The sequence below is a fragment of the Thermococcus kodakarensis KOD1 genome, from assembly GCF_000009965.1.
Taxonomy (GTDB): domain Archaea; phylum Methanobacteriota_B; class Thermococci; order Thermococcales; family Thermococcaceae; genus Thermococcus; species Thermococcus kodakarensis.
In genome coordinates this window covers 923221-940755 of sequence record NC_006624.1, presented here as the reverse complement: position 1 = coordinate 940755, position 17535 = coordinate 923221, and the positions used below count along the sequence as shown (strand labels likewise).

General features: G+C 51.6%; 21 protein-coding genes and 1 pseudogene. 12 read left to right on the top strand and 10 right to left on the bottom strand.

The features are described 5' to 3' along the window. From TK_RS05260 to TK_RS05250, 3 genes are all read right to left on the bottom strand, one after another. Positions 1 to 345: a type II toxin-antitoxin system PemK/MazF family toxin gene (locus tag TK_RS05260; RefSeq protein WP_011250020.1), complete on the bottom strand. Its 345-nt coding sequence runs from the start codon at positions 343 to 345 to the stop codon at positions 1 to 3. Then, positions 342 to 545 (bottom strand): hypothetical protein, encoded by a 204-nt coding sequence (locus TK_RS05255; protein WP_011250019.1) that lies wholly within the window; start codon positions 543 to 545, stop codon positions 342 to 344. Before TK_RS05255 ends, TK_RS05260 begins: the two co-directional genes overlap by 4 nt. Before the next feature lie 73 nt (positions 546 to 618). Beyond that, the gene (locus TK_RS05250; RefSeq protein WP_011250018.1) at positions 619 to 1857 is read right to left on the bottom strand and encodes an Nre family DNA repair protein; all 1239 of its coding nucleotides are present in this window, start codon (positions 1855 to 1857) and stop codon (positions 619 to 621) included. A 149-nt stretch (positions 1858 to 2006) separates the two neighbouring features. Here TK_RS05250 and aor point away from each other — a divergent pair, with 149 nt between their 5' ends. From aor to TK_RS05235, 3 genes are all read left to right on the top strand, one after another. Continuing rightward, entirely contained in the window at positions 2007 to 3824 is a 1818-nt protein-coding gene (aor, locus tag TK_RS05245; protein ID WP_011250017.1) for an aldehyde ferredoxin oxidoreductase, read from the top strand. 72 nt (positions 3825 to 3896) lie between these two features. After that, a complete protein-coding gene (locus TK_RS05240) occupies positions 3897 to 4145 on the top strand; it encodes a MoaD/ThiS family protein (RefSeq protein WP_011250016.1) in 249 nt (82 codons plus the stop codon). Positions 4146 to 4227: 82 nt separating this feature from the next. After that, positions 4228 to 5298 (top strand): tungsten cofactor oxidoreductase radical SAM maturase, encoded by a 1071-nt coding sequence (locus TK_RS05235; RefSeq protein ID WP_083755814.1) that lies wholly within the window; start codon positions 4228 to 4230, stop codon positions 5296 to 5298. Positions 5299 to 5431: 133 nt separating this feature from the next. Here TK_RS05235 and TK_RS05230 read toward each other — a convergent pair whose 3' ends face one another. After that, complete coding sequence (locus tag TK_RS05230; RefSeq protein ID WP_011250014.1) at positions 5432 to 6244, bottom strand: mechanosensitive ion channel family protein; 813 nt, start codon at positions 6242 to 6244, stop codon at positions 5432 to 5434. Between the two features lie 174 nt (positions 6245 to 6418). Between TK_RS05230 and TK_RS05225 the strand changes: the two genes are divergently transcribed. Then, positions 6419 to 6892: a ferritin family protein gene (locus TK_RS05225; RefSeq protein WP_011250013.1), complete on the top strand. Its 474-nt coding sequence runs from the start codon at positions 6419 to 6421 to the stop codon at positions 6890 to 6892. A 14-nt stretch (positions 6893 to 6906) separates the two neighbouring features. Here the strand turns inward: TK_RS05225 and TK_RS05220 are convergent, their stop codons facing one another. The 3 genes from TK_RS05220 to dps form a co-directional block, all read right to left on the bottom strand. Continuing rightward, positions 6907 to 7215 (bottom strand): hypothetical protein, encoded by a 309-nt coding sequence (locus TK_RS05220; RefSeq protein WP_011250012.1) that lies wholly within the window; start codon positions 7213 to 7215, stop codon positions 6907 to 6909. Between the two features lie 165 nt (positions 7216 to 7380). Continuing rightward, the gene (locus TK_RS05215; protein ID WP_011250011.1) at positions 7381 to 7683 is read right to left on the bottom strand and encodes a ferritin family protein; all 303 of its coding nucleotides are present in this window, start codon (positions 7681 to 7683) and stop codon (positions 7381 to 7383) included. A 41-nt stretch (positions 7684 to 7724) separates the two neighbouring features. Continuing rightward, a complete protein-coding gene (gene dps, locus TK_RS05210) occupies positions 7725 to 8276 on the bottom strand; it encodes a DNA protection during starvation protein (protein ID WP_011250010.1) in 552 nt (183 codons plus the stop codon). An 83-nt stretch (positions 8277 to 8359) separates the two neighbouring features. On the opposite strand from dps, the pseudogene TK_RS12235 reads away from it, so the two are divergent. After that, positions 8360 to 8739, top strand: a pseudogene (locus TK_RS12235) (transcriptional repressor). Between the two features lies 1 nt (position 8740). Here the strand turns inward: TK_RS12235 and TK_RS05200 are convergent. Together TK_RS05200 and TK_RS05195 are read right to left on the bottom strand one after the other, a co-directional pair. Then, positions 8741 to 9217 (bottom strand): ferritin-like domain-containing protein, encoded by a 477-nt coding sequence (locus TK_RS05200; RefSeq protein WP_011250007.1) that lies wholly within the window; start codon positions 9215 to 9217, stop codon positions 8741 to 8743. 17 nt (positions 9218 to 9234) lie between these two features. Then, positions 9235 to 9699: a peroxiredoxin gene (locus TK_RS05195; RefSeq protein WP_011250006.1), complete on the bottom strand. Its 465-nt coding sequence runs from the start codon at positions 9697 to 9699 to the stop codon at positions 9235 to 9237. A 98-nt stretch (positions 9700 to 9797) separates the two neighbouring features. Here TK_RS05195 and TK_RS05190 point away from each other — a divergent pair, with 98 nt between their 5' ends. The 5 genes from TK_RS05190 (at position 9798) to TK_RS05170 (ending at position 13562) form a co-directional block, all read left to right on the top strand. Next, on the top strand, positions 9798 to 10331 hold the full coding sequence (locus TK_RS05190) for a GNAT family N-acetyltransferase (protein ID WP_011250005.1): 534 nt from the start codon (positions 9798 to 9800) through the stop codon (positions 10329 to 10331). A 7-nt stretch (positions 10332 to 10338) separates the two neighbouring features. Beyond that, positions 10339 to 11070: a sulfite exporter TauE/SafE family protein gene (locus TK_RS05185; RefSeq protein ID WP_011250004.1), complete on the top strand. Its 732-nt coding sequence runs from the start codon at positions 10339 to 10341 to the stop codon at positions 11068 to 11070. A 35-nt stretch (positions 11071 to 11105) separates the two neighbouring features. Continuing rightward, complete coding sequence (locus TK_RS05180; RefSeq protein WP_011250003.1) at positions 11106 to 11387, top strand: hypothetical protein; 282 nt, start codon at positions 11106 to 11108, stop codon at positions 11385 to 11387. 114 nt (positions 11388 to 11501) lie between these two features. Continuing rightward, complete coding sequence (locus TK_RS05175; RefSeq protein WP_011250002.1) at positions 11502 to 12554, top strand: hypothetical protein; 1053 nt, start codon at positions 11502 to 11504, stop codon at positions 12552 to 12554. A 54-nt stretch (positions 12555 to 12608) separates the two neighbouring features. After that, positions 12609 to 13562 carry a helix-turn-helix transcriptional regulator gene (locus TK_RS05170; RefSeq protein WP_048053703.1) on the top strand — a complete coding sequence of 318 codons (954 nt, stop codon included), beginning with the start codon at positions 12609 to 12611 and terminating at the stop codon, positions 13560 to 13562. A 4-nt stretch (positions 13563 to 13566) separates the two neighbouring features. Here the strand turns inward: TK_RS05170 and metG are convergent, their stop codons facing one another. Then, the gene (metG, locus tag TK_RS05165; RefSeq protein WP_011250000.1) at positions 13567 to 15792 is read right to left on the bottom strand and encodes a methionine--tRNA ligase; all 2226 of its coding nucleotides are present in this window, start codon (positions 15790 to 15792) and stop codon (positions 13567 to 13569) included. 204 nt (positions 15793 to 15996) lie between these two features. Between metG and TK_RS05160 the strand changes: the two genes are divergently transcribed. Together TK_RS05160 and TK_RS05155 are read left to right on the top strand one after the other, a co-directional pair. Beyond that, positions 15997 to 16695: an RAD55 family ATPase gene (locus TK_RS05160; protein ID WP_011249999.1), complete on the top strand. Its 699-nt coding sequence runs from the start codon at positions 15997 to 15999 to the stop codon at positions 16693 to 16695. Between the two features lie 9 nt (positions 16696 to 16704). After that, positions 16705 to 17532, top strand: a complete 828-nt coding sequence (locus tag TK_RS05155) for a translation initiation factor IF-2 (protein ID WP_011249998.1) — start codon at positions 16705 to 16707, stop codon at positions 17530 to 17532. Positions 17533 to 17535: the final 3 nt, after the last annotated feature.

The window sequence follows — 17535 nt, the reverse complement described above, 5'->3', positions numbered from 1 at the left end:
TTAATCACGTCCTATCCTAAGATTGGAGCACAGCTTTGAGTTCACTTCTTGAACTAAATCCTCCGGCAACTCACCTAGAACCCCAATTAACAAACCCTTGTGAAGCGTGGCGATCTTTGTTAGCTTTATAATTGAAGGGACTTTAAGTCCGATACCCCTAAATTGGGGGTGGGAAGTCTCTATCCTTACATCGGTGCCAGGATCAAACGTATCTATCCGAGAGGAAACGAAGGCAACGACGACATCTTCTTTGCCCTCATAAAGAACCAACGCTGGCCGAAGTTTTGTGGCCTTTAGGTTAGTAAAAGGAAATGGAACAAGGACAAACTTGCCTTTTAAGTTCATCTGAGCTTCACCTTTACGTCGTTCTCGCTGTAAATATCTGGCTCAGACTCAAGGAACTCCCACAGAGATTCCTCCGAAAGCTTCATGATGCCGTACCTCTCGTTGTCTTCGATTAGCTCTTCCAGTTTCTTTTCTATTTCCTCCAGCTTCTTCTCGATCTTCATTATCTCCACCATAACCTTTGAGAGGCTTTCACTCATTTCCACCACCGTCAGACTGACGTGCACTCCTCATCGATCGGCGGGATGGAAGGCTCATCATCCGGTTGGGTGATCACGTTAAAACCTTTCCCAGCCATTGGTCTAAAGTTTTCTGCTTCGCGAGGTGGCCGAGGATGTAGCTCCTTTGGAGGTACCTCTCAAGCGGGTGTTCGAGGAGCTTCCTCACGGCCTCTAGGGCCTCGTTGAGTATCTCAAACCTTCCAACTGGGTTCTCAAGGGCCTTTTTAACACCCACCCTTATCTGCCACACCCCGACGGGTGCGTAGTATGCTGGCGTTACCTCGCGGAAGACGATTATCCTCGCCTGCCTCCTTCTCTTCCTCAGGTGTTCAAGAACGCTAAGCCTGGCCGCGTAGTATGCTCCAGTCGTCTCCTTGGCATAACCTTTGATTCCCCTGAAGTCCTCGTAGTCGTGGATGACTTGGGGTTCGGCACTCCCGAAGAGCGAGCCCTTCAGCCAGACCTCAAGGAGCTCAAAGGCGTAGCTTTGGGGCATCAAAAGGACCGCATAGCGGTTCCCGAGGAACTCGTGGAAGTACACCTCGTAGGAGTTGATCTCTGGATAGCCCAGGATTTCCCTTCTCAGGTTCTTCCCGATCGTGTCCTGAACTGCTGTGATGCTCCATCTCGTTGGAACCAGCTTTCTGTCAATCCCAAGCAGTCCAGCGGAGAGGAGCCTTATGATGTAGTACTCGTCAAAGCCCCAGTTGTAGAGCCTCATTATGGCCTGTTCGGCCTTTAGCTCGTCACCCACAACGTAGTCAGTTCTGCGCGGTATCTTTGGGTTCTCCGTTAGCTCAAAATCAAGGAGCTCTGCCCTCGGCCCGAGCGGCGGAGCGAACTCGCTCGGAACGACCTTGACGACGGGCTTCCTTTTCAGGATAACTTCGCTGTCCACTGGCCTTATGCTCATCGCCAGCTCTTGAATCTCGCCTAAAACTCTTCCGCTCTTTCTGACGCTGACGTCTGCCCTCGTTTCCCCCATCACCAGAAGGGAGCGGTAGTAGAGGATGTCCTTTATCGTTTTGTTTTCCCACTTGAGCGGGCTGTCCAGATGGCTCGTGTTGCCCTCGATCGGCGGCACAAGCGGCCCTATCCTGACCTTTGGGTAGCCATGTTCCCCAACGAAAATGCTCGGCGGAGAAGAGCCGAAGAGATGTCTTTTGTTGAGTTTTTTCTCCACGCTTTGGGCTACCCTGAACCGCTCTAGTATCGGACATGTCGGTCTCCCGCAGAGGAGCTTCCTGCCCTTGCATATGGCGCAGAGTTTTGAGTTGAAGAGCTCTGTCATTATGGTTCTGTTACACAGGGGCTCGTTTAAATTTTTGCTCTTGGCAATTTGGATAACTAATCCGTTTTACATCATCCAAGAAAGTATCAAATTGTGTTTTCCTAAACTCTTATATACTTCGATGTACTTATATGTTCCGAGGTGTTTTTATGTACGGCAACTGGGGAAGATTTCTGCGCGTGAACCTCTCCACAGGAGAGGTCAAAGTTGAGGAGTACGGTGAAGAGCTTGCCAAGAAGTGGCTCGGGAGCAGGGGTCTGGCCATCTACCTCCTCCTGAAGGAGATGGACCCGAAGGCAGACCCGCTTGGGCCAGAGAACAAGCTGATTATAACCCCTGGCCCGCTAACTGGTACGAGCGCCCCCACTGGGGGCAGATACAACGTCGTTACGAAGAGCCCGCAGACGGGCTTCATAACCATGGCGAACTCTGGCGGATACTTCGGTGCGGAGCTTAAGTTCGCTGGCTGGGATGCTATCGTCGTTGAGGGCCAGTCCGAGAAGCCCGTTTACATTTACATCAAGGATGACCACGTTGAGATACGCGATGCCTCCCACCTCTGGGGCAAGGTGGTGAGCGAGACTGAGGCTGCGATAAAGAAGGAGATTGGAAGCAACAAGCTCCACATAGCGAGTATCGGCCCGGCCGGTGAGAACCTCGTTAAGTTCGCAGCTATTATGAACGACGGCCACCGCGCCGCTGGTAGGGCTGGCGTTGGAGCCGTTATGGGAAGCAAGAAGCTCAAGGCCATTGCCGTTGAGGGAAGCAAGCGCGTTCCAATAGCGGACAAGCAGAAGTTCATGCTGGTTGTGAGGGAGAAAATCAACAAGCTTAGGAATGACCCCGTTGCTGGAGGCGGACTTCCGAAGTACGGTACGGCTGTTCTGGTCAACATAATCAACGAGAACGGCCTCTATCCAACTAGAAACTTCCAGACCGGTGTCTTTGAGCACGCCTATGAGCAGAGCGGTGAGGCGATGACTGCCAAGTACCTCATAAGGAACCAGCCGTGCTACGCCTGTCCGATCGGTTGTGGCAGGGTTAACAAGCTCCCGACCCTCGGCGTGACGGAAGGGCCAGAGTACGAGAGCATCTGGGCGCTCGGTGCCAACCTCGGCATAAACGACCTCGCGAGCATCATAGAGGCCAACCACCAGTGCGACGAGTTCGGTCTTGACACTATCTCGACTGGTGGAACGCTTGCAGCGGCTATGGAGCTCTACGAGAAGGGCTACCTCACGGACGATGAGCTTGGGGACGCTCCGCCCTTCAGGTGGGGCAACACCGAGGTTCTTCACTACTACATAGAGAAGATAGCCTACAGGAAGGATCTCGGTGACAAGCTGGCAGAGGGAAGCTACCGCTTCGCTGAGATGTACGGCCACCCGGAGTTCTCAATGAGCGTCAAGAAGCTTGAGCTTCCTGCCTACGACCCGCGTGGAGCCGAAGGACATGGTCTCGGCTATGCCACCAACAACCGCGGCGGCTGCCACATCAAGAACTACATGATAAGCCCCGAGATCCTCGGCTACCCATACAAGATGGACCCGCACGACATAAGCGACGAGAAGGTGAAAATGCTCATCCTCTTCCAGGATCTCAGTGCGCTCATTGACGCCGCCGGTCTCTGTCTCTTCACGACCTTCGGCCTTGGAGCGGACGACTACCGCGACATGCTCAATGCCGCTCTCGGCTGGGACTTCTCCACTGAGGATTACCTCAAGATTGGAGAGAGAATATGGAACGCTGAAAGGCTATTCAACCTCAAGGCGGGCCTAGACCCTGCTAAGGACGAGACCCTGCCTAAGAGGTTCCTTGAGGAGCCGATGCCCGAAGGGCCGAACAAGGGCCACGTCGTCAGGCTTAAGGAGATGCTGCCGCGCTACTACAAGCTGCGCGGCTGGACAGAGGACGGAAGGATCCCAAGGGAGAAAGCGGAAGAGCTCGGCATCGCCGAGTTCCTCTGATTTCATTTTCACATTTTTGTCCAATAACTCTTTTATGTCCCTATGTTGAGAACTCGCTTTAAGGTGGTTCACGTGCTGGTTAAGCTGTTCGCGACCCTCATCGAGTTCACTGGAAAGAGAAAGCTTGAAATAAGCGGCCCGAAGACGGTGAGAGAGCTTCTCAATGAACTTGACAGAATGTTCCCGGGGTTCAAGAAAGAGCTTGAACAAGGCTACATAATCCTCGTCAACGGAAAGAACATCGAGCACCTTCAGGGTCTCGACACTCCTTTGAAGGAAGACGACACCGTAAGCATATTCCCGCCGGCGGGAGGCGGTTGAGGTGGCAATAAAGTTCGCTCCAAACAAGGAGTACACCTTTACCCTCTGGGACGGGAAGGTCATAGTTAAGCCGAAGCTCGACATGAAGTATCTCTACGTAGAGATCACCAGCCGCTGCAACCTGAAGTGTGAGATGTGCTTCAAGCAGTACTGGGAGGACACTGAAGGAGATATGGACTGGAATCTCTTCCTGAAGATACTCGACGACGCTGAGGCTTTCCCCGAGCTTAGAATGATTTACTTCGGCGGCATTGGTGAGCCAACGGTTCATCCACGCTTTATGGACATGGTCAGGGAAGTCAAGAGGCGCGGCTTCGCCCTTGGGATAAGCACCAACGGGACCCTTCTCACCGATGAAATGATGAGGGAGTTCGCGAAGCTTGGGGTTGACCTAATTTACTTCTCCATGGACACGGTTCCAACTGCCCAGAACGCCATAACCCTCGGTCACATAACGTCCGCCGTGACAGCGGATAAAATAAGAAAGCTCGTAAGGTACCGCGAGGAGTACGGAACCCATAGGCCGAGCATAGGCGTCGAGGTCGTGGTTACAAAGGAGAACTACCAACAGCTTCCTGAGATGGCTAAGTTTCTGCTCGATATGAAGGTCGATGCCATGCTCGTCTCGAACCTGCTCCCGCTCACCCCGGAACAGGTCGATGACATAGTCTATGATGGGAGCGTTGATATGACGCCCATACTGGACGAGCTGTACAAGATCGCCCACAACGGTCTCTACATAAAGCTACCAAAGTTCGAACTCAGGACGGAGAGACAGTGCGACTTCGACGAGAACAACGTCGCAGTTGTCAGGTGGGACGGTGAGGTTGCTCCCTGCTACCGCTTCCTCCACACCTATAAGGAGTACATCTTCGGCAGGGAGAAGAAGGTCAACGCCTACTCCTTCGGCAACGTCAAGGAGCAGAGTTTAGCCGACATCTGGACGAGCGAGAAGTACACATGGTTCCGCTTCACGATGAAGAACTACATGTACCCCTCCTGCACCGACTGTGACCTAAGGGAAGCTTGCGACTTCGTCAAGACGACCGATATAGACTGCTGGGGCAACGAGCCGAGCTGTGCCGACTGCCTCTGGTCGAGAAGGATAGTCCAGTGCCCGATTCCACAGTACATGTTCGGGAAGTTCTTCTGAGAGGTTTCTCGTTCTTCTCCTCTTTGGAGGTGCTCTCTTTGTGTTTCGTGGCTCTTAAACGAATGTCCCTTTTAAAAACTTCGACAAGGTTGAAGTTTTGAATAAACAAAAAGAGAAAAATCTAATTAAAGCTTTACTTCGGCATCTCCTTGATGTGGACGTCCATCTGCGGGAACGGTATCTCGATGCCCTCCTTCATGTAGGCCTCGTAGATGCCCTTGGTGAGGTCGCCTTTAACCGTCCAGTAGTCTTCGGTCTTAGCCCACGCCCTGAGCTGGAGGTTTATTGACGAGTCTGCGAGCTCAGTTATAACCACCGTCGGAGCCGGGTCTTTGAGAACCTTCGGGTGGTTCTGCATGAGGTCCATGGCGATCTTAATGGCCTTGTCGAGGTCCGTTCCGTAGGCGACGCCGACGTTGACGTCAACCCTTCTAGTTGGCATCCTGGTGTAGTTGGTTATTACGTTGCCCCAGACGAGCTTGTTGGGGATCGTTATGAGCACGTTGTCGGGAGTTAAGAGTTCAGTGCTCATTATGCCGACGGCGTTGACCTTACCTACCTTTCCAGCTACCTCAACGACCTCACCCATGTCAATCGGTCTGAGGGCTGCAATCCAGACCCCGGCTGCCAGGTTTGTTAGCGTGTCCTGCATACCGAAGCCCAAGATCAGGCCTATGACCGCCGACAGGCCGATAACCACTGAACCGACTTCGATGCCCAGCGCCCTCACGGCCAGCAGTATCACTGCCACGTAGAGGAGGGCACTTAGGAACCTCGCGAGGAACTCCACGACGAGCGCAGGGAGCTTCGTCTTCTTCAGGCCCTTCTTGAACATGCTGACGACGATCTTTGCCACGATGTAGCCCACTATCAGTACTGCTATCGCAGTTATCACCTGAACCGGCTTCACTCCCACGTAGGGGAGCGGCTTATCAAGGTCAAACATCACTGATCACCTCCAATAATTTGCGTTTGTGTTATTTAACGCTTGCTCATGACTTAAATCATTGTTAGTCAGTTCTTCGAACGGAAACGGAAAAGTTAAAGTCAGAAGAAACAAACTCCCAAAGGTGGTAGCATTGGGGGTGGAGCCTTTAGCCCCAACGACCTTGAGTCAATAATGCACGAACTTAAAAAGCTGGACGAGAAGTCACTTCTGGCCTACTGGATCAAGGGGGAGTACGATGAGGCCGACATGTACAGAGAGCTGGTCCGGAGGGCAAGAGAACTCGGCCTTTCGGAATCCCTCATTGAGACATTCATCTGCCTCTCAAAGGAGTCTAAAGAGCACGGAGACACGCTCAGAAAGATGTTCCTCCGGAATTACGGGGAAGAGCCCACTCCACCCGATATTCCACCTATCGAGGTCGCACCGCTCCTGGAGAAATTTGAGAGAGCTGAAGACGTTTTTGAAGTGCTCCAGCTTGCAATGGAGAGTGAACTGCTGGCGAAGAGGATATACGAGCGCCTTGCAGAGGAAGAGAAAAGGGAAGAGCTCAAAAAAGTCTACCTGAGCCTCGCGGCCGTGGAAGGTTCTCACTACGAGCGGTTAAAGGGCGAGTTTGAAATACTCAAAGAGCTGAAAGAAAAATAAATGTCCTGCTAAATTCACTCCTTGTACTTAGCTATCAGCTCCGCCAGGAGCCTATGGTGCTCCCTCTCGTTTTCCACTATGGCCTCAGCCAGGCCCTTGAAGGGCGGGTGGGTCATCTTCACGGCCATCTTCTGGTAAGTCTGTATCATGTCCTTCTCTATCTCAAGGTGCATCTCGGCGAAGCGCTTCACAAGGGCCTTCTGCTCCGGAGAAAGCTCAACATCTTTAACTTCCTCAATGGGACCCTCACCAGCAAGCTTCTCAAGCTCCTTCTGGGCGTTGAGGATGGGCCTCCATGAGGTGCTTGTGGATGATGGTGTCAATTGCTATCCTGCCGACTATCTCCTCGACCTTGGTGTACCGGAGTCCTTGGCCCCGTATCCTAGCAAGACCGTCTGTGTAGCTGGAGGGGGCCTTCTTTTCAGTCTCATAGGCGTGTTTAACAAGAATATGAAATCAAAACAAAAAACGTTGAGAAACCGGCAGGGTCAGAGCTTGACCTTTATCCCGGTCTCCTCCTCAACTTCCTTGAAGCCCTCTTTCATGTACTTGGCCAGCTCCTCGTCAACCTCGAAGAGAGCCGCGAGGAACTCCCCAAAGTGCTCTTTCTCCTCGTTTGCCACATCGAGGAAGATATGCTTTATTTTCTCGTCCTCAATTCCAGCAGCAAGCTGTTCGTAGATGTTTATGGCGTCGAGTTCGGCCTCGATTGCCCAGCGGAGGGCCTGGGCTATCTCCCTCTTTGTAAGGGGCCTGTCCTTCGGGAGTTCAAATGGGTATTTCGCGAGCATGGTACCACCACACAAATATCGAGCTCAGACTTAATAACCCTTTACCTCAAGAACTTGGATACGTAGGGGCTTTCTCCGGGCTTGCTTCTCCTGAAGTGGCCGCTCGGCTTCCCGGTCAAAAGCTCCTCAAACCATGCCTCGTGCTCTATCTCCTCGTGGAGGATCGCCAGAGCCAGGTCGTAGGTTCTTGGGTCTTTGTCGAATGTATAGTTGCATATCTCTGTATAAACCCCAACGGCGCACCTCTCAGCCTCAAGAAGAACCTTCAGGACGTTCTCAATCGTCGGCTCCTCGGGAAGGTAGGCATCGCAGCACCAGGCCATCTTCGAGAAGTTCACGATGTCTCTCGGAAGTTCTCCGCCGAGTTCGTATATTCTTGGAACGAGGGCCTCGAAGTGGTTTCTGTCCTCAAGACGAGCGTCCTCAACGATCTCCTTTATGGTCTCTCCTTCAAGACCGGTCGCGTGATTTCTCATGACGGTGTAATAGTAGTATGTTGTAAACTCCGCCGCGGCCGCCCTCAGAAGCATGTCCAAAAGCTTCTCCACATCTATGCCTGCCTTCTCGACGAGCCTTCTGTTGTGTTCTGACATTGGTTTCACCAGATAAACTTTTCTATTTAGAAATAATTTCTAATTAGGAAGGCTTATAAACTGGAGGGGCATATCCCCCAAACATGTGGAAGGAAAAAGCCGTTGAAATGCTTCGGAAGAAGGGCTACAAGATGACGCCCCAGAGGTTGAAGCTGATTGAAGTCTTAAACGAGATTGGAAGCGAGCATCCCTCGCTTAACACCTTCTTGAGAGAATTAGAGAGGATTTTCCGACCGTTAGCTTCTCAACGCTTTATTCCAATATCCTAACCCTTAAAGAACTCGGTCTTGTTGAGCTGTTCTCCGTTGGGGGAGAAACGAGAGTTGAAATCAACACGGAACCCCACATAAACATCATCGAGGATGAAAGGGTCATCGACGTTAACGACCCCGAGATCATTGAGGCACTAAAAAGGAAGCTGGGAAAAGAAGTAAAGCTCGTTAACGTGCTCGTTGAAAGATAGATCAGTCCACCTCAAGGCTGAAGTCCTGGTAGTCCATCCATATGCCCGTCTGCATGACAGAGTCGTACTGGGCCTTCAGAAGCTCGTAGTGGCCCTTCTCCACCTTGGCCAGCTCTTCAAAGAGTCTCCTGACGCTCTCGTGTTCGGCCTCCTTCGCGGCCTTCTCGTAGAACTCCCAGGTGAGCTTCTCCTGTTCCATGCCGATCTTCACTGCCTCGACCTCGCTGAGGGTCTCGGGCTCCTCGACGATCAGCTTTTGGGCGAGCTCTTTGTCCACAGGAGGGAGTTCGCACTTCTCAATGAGCCTCTCAACGAACTTCTCCTCAAAGAGGTCCCAGTGCTCGGCCTCTTCCTTCGCCAGAAAGAGGAACATCTTTCTGGCCCTCTCATCGGTTGTTTTTCTTGCGAGCTTCAGGTAGAACTTAAGCTCGTTCTTCTCGACCTCAAGGGCCAGGGCTAGGGCTTCAAGCTCGTTCATGATATCACCACCTTACTTTACTCCTCACTCCCTATTAGCTTTTTGACTTCTTCGAGAACCTTGGCCGCGTGTCCTTTTGCCCTCACGTTTATTTTCTTCCAGACGATCTCTCCTTCTGGATTTAGAATGAATGTGCTCCTTATCGCCCCCTCGTACTCCTTCCCATACCTCTTCTTCTTGCCCCAAGCTCCGAGTGCCTTATGTAGCTCTGCGTTCGGGTCGCTCAGGAGCTTGACCTTGAGGTTATGCTTCTCCCTAAACTTCCTGTGGCTCCCGGGGGAATCACGGGAGACACCGATGACTTGGACGCCGAGCTTTTCAAACTCTTCAATGAGCTCGCTGAACTCCTTTGCCTCTGTGGTGCAGCCGGGAGTGTTGTCCTTTGGGTAGAAGTAGAGAACCGTCCACCTTCCGAGGACGAAGTCCTTCAGGGGCTTCCCCTCACCGTTCTCATCGAGCACTTTTATCTCCAGATAGTTCATGGTTATCACCAGATTAGTTAGGTTTTCCTAATATTTAAGCTTTCCCTTCGAACCAAAAGCCTCTTTTAAAGTAGTGCGAAAATGGCAGAGGTGATACCATGAGAATTGAAAGGGTCAAAAACCCGCTCTCCCTCAAGGACGAGCTCCTGAAGTTCGTCTTCAGGGTTTACCAGTCAACAAATGGGGCCTATCCGGCCCTTGAATGGGTGGAAAATAAGCCTTCTCCCGACGATTTTGATGGCTTTAAGAAGGTTTATGAACCATTCCTTGAGTTCAGGCTCGGAAAGGAATTCGACGAGCTCTACGTTCTCAGGGATAACGATGGAAAGATCGCGGGAACCGTTGCCCTCGTTTACAACCTTGAAGGCAAAGACGTATGGTGGGTACCTGAGGAGATAAAGGACGAAAAGACGGGCCTCATTGAGTTCTTTATGGTTCACCCTGATTACAAGGGAAAGGGCTACGGTTCAAAGCTTTTGGGCTTCGCAATAGAGAGACTTAAAAACCTCGGAAAGGATCCGTACATCATAACGTTCCCCAACCTTGAGGCCTACGAGTACTACCTCAGGAGGGGCTTCGTTAAGGTCATGGATTACAGGGGGTTTGTAGTGCTAAAATATCGCGGGGGGTAACAGAAAAGTGGGTTTGATTACTTATTTGATCCTGGGGCTTGTGATAGGCTTTGTCGCTGGACTTTTCGGTGTTGGTGGGGGCTTCCTCCTGGTGCCCTCCCTGGTAATCCTCGGCGTTCCAATCCACAAGGCAATAGGTACGAGCCTGGCCTGCATCTCCATAAGTGCTCTGGCCTCGGCTTACACTCACCTTAGGAGTGGAAGGGTTCTTTACCGAGTCGTTCTCCTCAAGGAGATGTTTTCCATCCCCTCCGCTATCCTAGGCGCTTATCTTTCTTCACATCTCCCTGAACGACTTTTGAGGGTTGTTTTTGGAGTGCTTCTCTTGTATCTCGCAGTCGCAATGCTCCGCTCAAAGAAAGGAGACTGTGAAATGGAGAAGGGCAAAATAGAGTACAGGAACGTCCCCCTGGTCGGGCTGGTTTCGGGACTGGTTTCGGGACTGTTGGGTGTCAGTGGGGGTATCTTGAACGTCCCGCTCTTCCACACCCTTGTCGGGATTCCGATCAAATATGCGGTTGGAACGTCGAGTCTCGCACTGCTCTTCACTGCCCTGGCCGGAACTTTCGAACACTGGCGCCTGGGTCATGTTCAGCCCAACATCGTTCTCTTTTTGGCCCCGGGACTGATTATGGGGGCGAGACTTGGCGCAAAGACCGTTTCAAGGGTCAACCCAAGGTCACTGAGAGCAGGATTTGCCGCGCTACTTGCGATAGTGGCGGTTAGAATGCTCCTTTAGACAAACTCTGGTGGTTTGAGGCGGGGTGATGTAAAATGAACGAGCTGTTTGAAAAAGTCCGCGAGGAATTTGGGATTGAGGTAAAGGACGAGAAAGACATGACCAATGCCTGGAAACTGGTGGAGATGCTAGAAGATAAAGGCTGGGTAATCTACATCATTACGGCCAAGGGCAGAAAGCAGGTTGATGCCTGGCACCCCAATTTCGGAAGCCTCTTCGCCCAGTTCGGTGAGAACCCCGGTTTTGGAAGCATACTAGAAGGCATCTGCAACGTCGCTTTGCTTGTTAGGGAACTAGAAAAGCATGGAAAAGTCTGATGAGCATTGTGATCTTTGTTTTCGCTGGCTGGAACATTTGGAAACGTTTAAACACCTCGTTTCTCCCGAATTCCTAATAACCTTATGGGGCACACTTGAATATGGTGATGGGATATGAAGGAGAAAGTAGTTGCCCTCTTTATGGTTATGATCATGCTGGCATCAACGGGCGCCGTGGTACTGGCGGACAGTGTAACATCCAGCAGCGGTGAGAGTGAAGTTCTCAGAGATGATGTTAACAATGAGACCAACAGTACAGCAAACTCAACTCTCGGCCTGCTGAAGGTCGTGGACAGGCTCGCCAACTACACTGCGCAACGGATCAGCACATCCAACGTGAGCAATGAGACACTCTCGGTTTACAACAGGGCAAACGAGCTCAGGGAAAAGGCCTGGGAAGCTTACAGGTTAGGAAATCACACTGAAACGGTCAGGTACGCCATTGAGGCCATGCACCTCTATAAAGAGGTCATAATGACGCTGAAGCAAGGTGCGGCTGCCGGGGAAGAGGAAAAAGAGATTTCACCTGGAATGGAGATGTGGAAGCTCCAGAATGCCGTGAGAGTGCAGCTTGAGATGGCAGTGAGGGAGCTTAAGTACGCCGAGCTGATAATGAACCGCACCAACGTTACCCCCGAGTTCGTCTCGGCATACAACCTGACTAAAACCCTTGTGGAGAAAGTTGAAGAAGACCTGACGAGTGGCAACTTCACCCTTCTAAAAGAGGACTTTCCAGAACTGGTACAGGCTAGAGCGGAACTCCACAGGCAGATAATCCTGGTGACTTCGCGGACTTTCAAGGTTCAGGCAGTTAAGGCCGTTGGCAGGCAGCTCAAAGCGCTCGACGAGCTGATGCCTAAGCTGATGGGAATAAACGAGGCTGTTATCGAGAATATGTCCAGGATAAGAGAGAACAGGAACGTCATAGCAAACTTGACGGAAAAGATACAGGAACTAAAGGCACTCAGAAGGGAACTCGAACAAGCCTCCCTACGGGGCGATCGTGAGAGAGTCCAGGAGCTCCTCGTCGAAATCAACAGAAAACTTATGGAAATTAGAATACTACTGATGAAGAACATGAGAATGGGCAACCTGCCGTGGAAGCCACCGATTACCCCCAACCCTGGCAGAGGACACGACAAAGCCCACAGCTCTGAAAGGCCGTAAAGACTATAATCCCTTTTTACTACCTTTTTCGGGAGGGATGAAAAGGTGAAAAGAGTGGCAGTAGCCCTATTTGTGTTTCTATTTTTAATCTCCTCATTTGTGAAGGCCCAGGAGGTTGTTTCGCTGGAAGTAACAGTTGACCCAACCGGGTACGTCAGGGTCGAGGAACTCGTTGCCCTCGATAACTATTCTGTTGTTAACGTTGTCCCGCTCCTCTCCGATAAGGTTGATGCCCTTCTGGTTCTTGACAAAAACGGTGAGCCCCTATTCTACAACGTCAATGGATCCACTCTTGAAATAATGGGCAGTGCAACAGTTGCTAACATAACCTACTATACCGCGTCCATTACCTCGAAATCGGGGGAAGTCTGGACTGTTGCTTTCAGTTCGGACGTTCCGGTTAAGATAGTTCTCCCCGAGGGGGCGATTATAGTTGACCTGAGCGAGATCCCAGTTGAAATAACGGACGAATATTTAGTTATGCCCCCAGGAAACATAAGCGTCTCCTATATCTTACCTCCTCCAACCGAGACAGAGACGTCAACATCAACATCCACCCAGACAACGCCTCAAAGTCAATCGAGTACTTCTTCCACAACTACGGCAGGCGTCAGTGAATCCTCCACAACTTCCAGCAAAGGTGGTAGCTCGAGCCTAGTATTGATAGGTGTCCTTGTTGTGCTGTTAGCTGTGGTAGTGGGGGCTCTGTGGTATTTCAAGGGCAAGACAGGCGGCAATGAAAACAGCGATGATACCACTAGCATAGTACAAAAAATAAACAGAGAGGAGCTTGAGAAAAAGCTTGACTCAATGAACCTCAACGACGAAGAAAAGAAAGCCCTTCTCTACATCTACGACCGCGGGGGCGTGGCCAGACAGTCTGACGTCAGGAACGAGCTTGGAATACCAAAGACAACCGCCTGGAGGATGTTCCAGCGGCTTGAGAAGCAGGGACTCGTAAGGGTGTACAAAAAGGGAAGAGAAAACTGGGTCGAGCTGACCCTCTGATTTTTTACCTTATCCTTGCCCCGAGCTTTACCTCTTTGTCCGGCATGAGCAGGGCAACGCGCTCGCCGTCGTCCGCTGCCAGCAGCATCCCCTGGCTCTCCACGCCGCGGAGCTTCTTGGGTTCGAGGTTGGCTATGATGACGACGTAGTGGCCGAGAAGCTCTTCGGGCTTGTAATACTTCTTAAGCCCGGCTACGAGCTGCCTGACCTCGTCCCCAAGGTCAACCTTGACAACGTAGAGCCTGTCCGCGTTCGGGTGGTCATTGACCTCTATTATCTTTCCAACCCTCAAATCCAGCTTGGCGAACTCGTCAAAACTCACGTACTCCATCTTTTTACCCTCCTTAACCTTCTCCTTTTTCTCGGCCTTACCGGCCTTTTCGGGCTTTTCGCCCTTGAACTCATCACCGTAGATTGACTTAAGGAGCGCTAGAGCTTCGTCCTTCCTCTTCTCTCCGAAGCGCTCAAGGGTGACCTTAACGACGTCTTCCTGCTTGTAGTACTTGTTTAGGAGAATCTTCGCGCTGTCCGGGTTGCCCCTGCCGATGTAGTTCACTATGAAGTATATTATCTCCCCGTCAGTTACCTTCCTGAACATCGGGAAGGCCTTCCTTACCCTGTGCCCGGCTGGGAGCTCTTCAAAGCTCCACTTCTTGACTTCCTCGAGGTTTAGGAGGTGCCATATCTTCTCGCTGGCATCTGGCAGGAACGGCTCGAGGAGTATTCCAAGGGCCTTGACGATCTGGAGCGAGACGTTGACGGTCGTTGCCGTCCTCTCGCGGTTCTCCTTAGCGGTCTTCCACGGCTTCTGGTAGTCGAAGTAGCGGTTTCCGAATATGGCCAGCTCCATGACCCTCTTTAAAGCGTCTTTGAAGCGGTAGTTGGAGATTAGCTCTCCAGTCTCCTTGAAGGCTTTCTCTATCTCTTCGAGGGCTTGCCTGTCGAGGTCGTTCAGCTCTCCTCTCTCCGGGACGACGCCGTCAAAGTACCTGTTAACGAAGGTCATGGCCCTGTGAACGAAGTTACCGAGGTTGTTCACAAGCTCCTCGTTGATCTTCTTCTTGAAGTCCTCAAAGGAGAAGTCGCTGTCCCTCGTCTCGGGCATTATGGCGGTGAGGTAGTACCTCAGGTAGTCAGCGGGCCAGACGTCGAGGAACTCGTGAACCCATATCGCCCAGTTCCTGCTCGTTGAGAACTTCTTGCCCTCAAGGTTGAGGTACTCGTTCGCGGGGATGTCGTAGGGCAGGTTCCACTCGGCCTCGACTTCCTCATCTCTGTACTTGCCGTAGGCCATTAGGAAGGCGGGCCAGAATATCGCGTGGAACGGGATGTTGTCCTTGCCGATGAAGTGAATGACCTTTGTTTCGCCGTCGAGGTTGAGCCAGAACTTCTTCCACTCGTTCTCCTTTCCTTCCCTCTTTAGGTGCTCGATGGTTATGCTGATGTATCCTATCGGAGCCTCGAACCAGACGTAGAGGACCTTTCCCTTCACGTCCTCATCATCCAGAGGAACGGGAATACCCCAGTCGAGGTCGCGCGTTATAGCTCTCTCCTCAAGCCCCTCGTTTATCCAGCCGAGGACGGTGTTTCTAACATTGGGCTTCCAGTGCTCCTGGCTTTCAACCCACTTCTTAAGCCTTTCCTCGAAGTCCTGCATGCGGATGTAGTAGTGCGCTGAATCCTTGAAGGTTATTGGGTTGCCACAGATATTGCAGCGCGGGTTGATGAGGATTTCGGGCGTTAGCGGGTGCCCGCAGACCTCACACTGGTCTCCCCTCTGGTTTTCGGCGCCGCAGTAGGGGCAGGTGCCGATGACGTACCTGTCCGGGAGGAACATCTTGTCATGCTCGCAGTAGGCCTGCTTGGTGACCTTTTTGACAAGGTGGCCGTTCTCAAGGGCCTTGAGGAAGAACTCCTGACTCAGCCTGTAGTGGACGGGAAGCTCCGTTCTGCCGAAGAAGTCGAAGCTTATCTTTGCCCTCTCGAAGGTGGTCTTTATGTGCTCGTGGAATTCGTCGACGATCTCCCTCGGGCTTCTCCCTTCCTTGAGCGCGCGGAATGTTATCGGCGTTCCGTGTTCGTCCGTTCCGCAGATGAAGAGAACTTCCTCGCCCTTTAGGCGGAGATAGCGCACGAAGATGTCAGCCGGCAGGTACGCTCCAGCTAGATGTCCAGCGTGAATCGGCCCGTTAGCGTAAGGCAACGCAGATGTAACCATGTACCTGACCATTTTAACCACCTCTCGCGGTTAATCCCTCACCTTATAAGGACTTCGCGTTAAAAGAATTACGGTGGGTTATTAATCCTGGCTATTAACATGCATATTTATGTATATCCTGCGGTGAGCACTGGTTCGAGGGCAGACTTGTGTAATTGGAGTAACTCCGAAAAGTTCTTATAATTGACTAACTAAATACTCCAGTGGGAGTATACAATGATAACTGCCAGGATATCCACGGGGATACCAGGGCTGGATATAATGCTCAATGGCGGATTGATTCCAGGCAGGACGTATTTGGTAAAGGGGGCACCTGGAACTGGCAAGACAACCCTTGCGATGCATTTTGCCATGGCCGGGATTTCCAATGGAGAAAGCGTTCTCTACATTACCCTTGAGGAGCCGGGGGAGAACATAAAGCAGGATTTCAGCAGGATGGGCTTCGACGTTTACAATGAGAACTTCACGCTGATAGATGCCACTCCCACCACCGAGCACTACGTCCTCGTCGAGGACTTTTTTGAGTCATTTGCAAAGAACCTCAACAAGCTCACCGATGCAATTAAAGAGCAGTTTAAGACAAAGCGCTATTCCAGGGTTGTTGTGGATCCGATAACCATGCTCAAGTTCACGTCCTCGGATGAACTCGAGTACAGGAAGGCGTTTCTCTCATTTATCAAAACCATGATGCGGCTTAGAACAACAGTTCTAATTACCGCAGAGGGGGAACAAGCGGACATCGAGGAGTACCTGGTCAATGGAGTAATAGAGCTTGAACTCTTCCAGAAAGAAGGGCGGCTTGAAAGGGCGCTTAAAATAACCAAGTTCAGGGGAAGCGGTTTTGACAACGTTATACGCCCATATGAGATAACTGAAAACGGAATGGTCGTTTACCCCGACAAATCGGCACTCTGAGGGATTTACATGCTCCCTCCTGAAATAAGGTCTCTTCTTGAGGACATGAGGGTTGAGAGAATTCGGGGCGCCAGCTGGATGGCGCAGAAAGGGGCAGAAGCGTACCTTCTTCTGGCTGATCTGCTTGAAGGGAACGAGCTGAAGAACGCCCTTCAAGAAATGAGGGAAGAACTTCCCAAGGTTAACCCAACGATGGCATCCCTTTACAATCTTGTTATGTTCATTCCAATAACCGATGACCCTGGTCTTCTAAAATCCCGGGCTGAGGAGTTTTTGAGGCTTATAAATGAGGCAAAAAAAGAGATTGGCAACATTGGAAGTGAGCTGATTGACAATGGGGACATCGTGATAACCCACTCCTTTTCCTCCGCGGTTCTCGAAGTGTTCACCTCCGCGAAGAGGAAGGGGCGCTCGTTCAAAGTTATCCTCACTGAAAGTGCCCCAGATTTTGAGGGTCTGGCACTTGCGAACGAGCTTTCAGCCCTTGGCATCAGCTATGAGGTGATAACCGACGCTCAAGTCGGGTTGTTTTCGAAGGAGGCAACGCTGGCGCTGGTTGGTGCCGACAACGTAACGCGCGACGGTGCAGTCGTAAACAAAGCTGGTACCTACCCTCTGGCTCTGGCCTGCTATGACAACGGTGTTCCTTTCTATGCCGCCGCGGAGAGCTTCAAGTTCCATCCTGAGCTGAATAGCGGGGACGTTGAATTGGTAGAACGGCCCTATGCAAGGAACGGCCACAGGGTTAGAAACGTTCTCTTTGACGTTACCCCCTGGAAGTACGTGAGGGGGATAATAACGGAACTTGGAATTCTCGTTCCTCCGAGAGAAATATAAGGA

Bases quoted from the DNA above. Each gene is read 5' to 3' on its own strand.
- TK_RS05260 (WP_011250020.1), bottom strand. From the start codon at position 345: ATGAACTTAAAAGGCAAGTTTGTCCTTGTTCCATTTCCTTTTACTAAC.
- TK_RS05255 (WP_011250019.1), bottom strand. From the start codon at position 545: ATGAGTGAAAGCCTCTCAAAGGTTATGGTGGAGATAATGAAGATCGAG.
- TK_RS05250 (WP_011250018.1), bottom strand. From the start codon at position 1,857: ATGACAGAGCTCTTCAACTCAAAACTCTGCGCCATATGCAAGGGCAGG.
- aor (WP_011250017.1), top strand. From the start codon at position 2,007: ATGTACGGCAACTGGGGAAGATTTCTGCGCGTGAACCTCTCCACAGGA.
- TK_RS05235 (WP_083755814.1), top strand. From the start codon at position 4,228: ATGAAGTATCTCTACGTAGAGATCACCAGCCGCTGCAACCTGAAGTGT.
- TK_RS05230 (WP_011250014.1), bottom strand. From the start codon at position 6,244: ATGTTTGACCTTGATAAGCCGCTCCCCTACGTGGGAGTGAAGCCGGTT.
- TK_RS05225 (WP_011250013.1), top strand. From the start codon at position 6,419: ATGCACGAACTTAAAAAGCTGGACGAGAAGTCACTTCTGGCCTACTGG.
- TK_RS05215 (WP_011250011.1), bottom strand. From the start codon at position 7,683: ATGCTCGCGAAATACCCATTTGAACTCCCGAAGGACAGGCCCCTTACA.
- dps (WP_011250010.1), bottom strand. From the start codon at position 8,276: ATGTCAGAACACAACAGAAGGCTCGTCGAGAAGGCAGGCATAGATGTG.
- TK_RS05200 (WP_011250007.1), bottom strand. From the start codon at position 9,217: ATGAACGAGCTTGAAGCCCTAGCCCTGGCCCTTGAGGTCGAGAAGAAC.
- TK_RS05195 (WP_011250006.1), bottom strand. From the start codon at position 9,699: ATGAACTATCTGGAGATAAAAGTGCTCGATGAGAACGGTGAGGGGAAG.
- TK_RS05190 (WP_011250005.1), top strand. From the start codon at position 9,798: ATGAGAATTGAAAGGGTCAAAAACCCGCTCTCCCTCAAGGACGAGCTC.
- TK_RS05180 (WP_011250003.1), top strand. From the start codon at position 11,106: ATGAACGAGCTGTTTGAAAAAGTCCGCGAGGAATTTGGGATTGAGGTA.
- TK_RS05175 (WP_011250002.1), top strand. From the start codon at position 11,502: ATGAAGGAGAAAGTAGTTGCCCTCTTTATGGTTATGATCATGCTGGCA.
- metG (WP_011250000.1), bottom strand. From the start codon at position 15,792: ATGGTCAGGTACATGGTTACATCTGCGTTGCCTTACGCTAACGGGCCG.
- TK_RS05160 (WP_011249999.1), top strand. From the start codon at position 15,997: ATGATAACTGCCAGGATATCCACGGGGATACCAGGGCTGGATATAATG.
- TK_RS05155 (WP_011249998.1), top strand. From the start codon at position 16,705: ATGCTCCCTCCTGAAATAAGGTCTCTTCTTGAGGACATGAGGGTTGAG.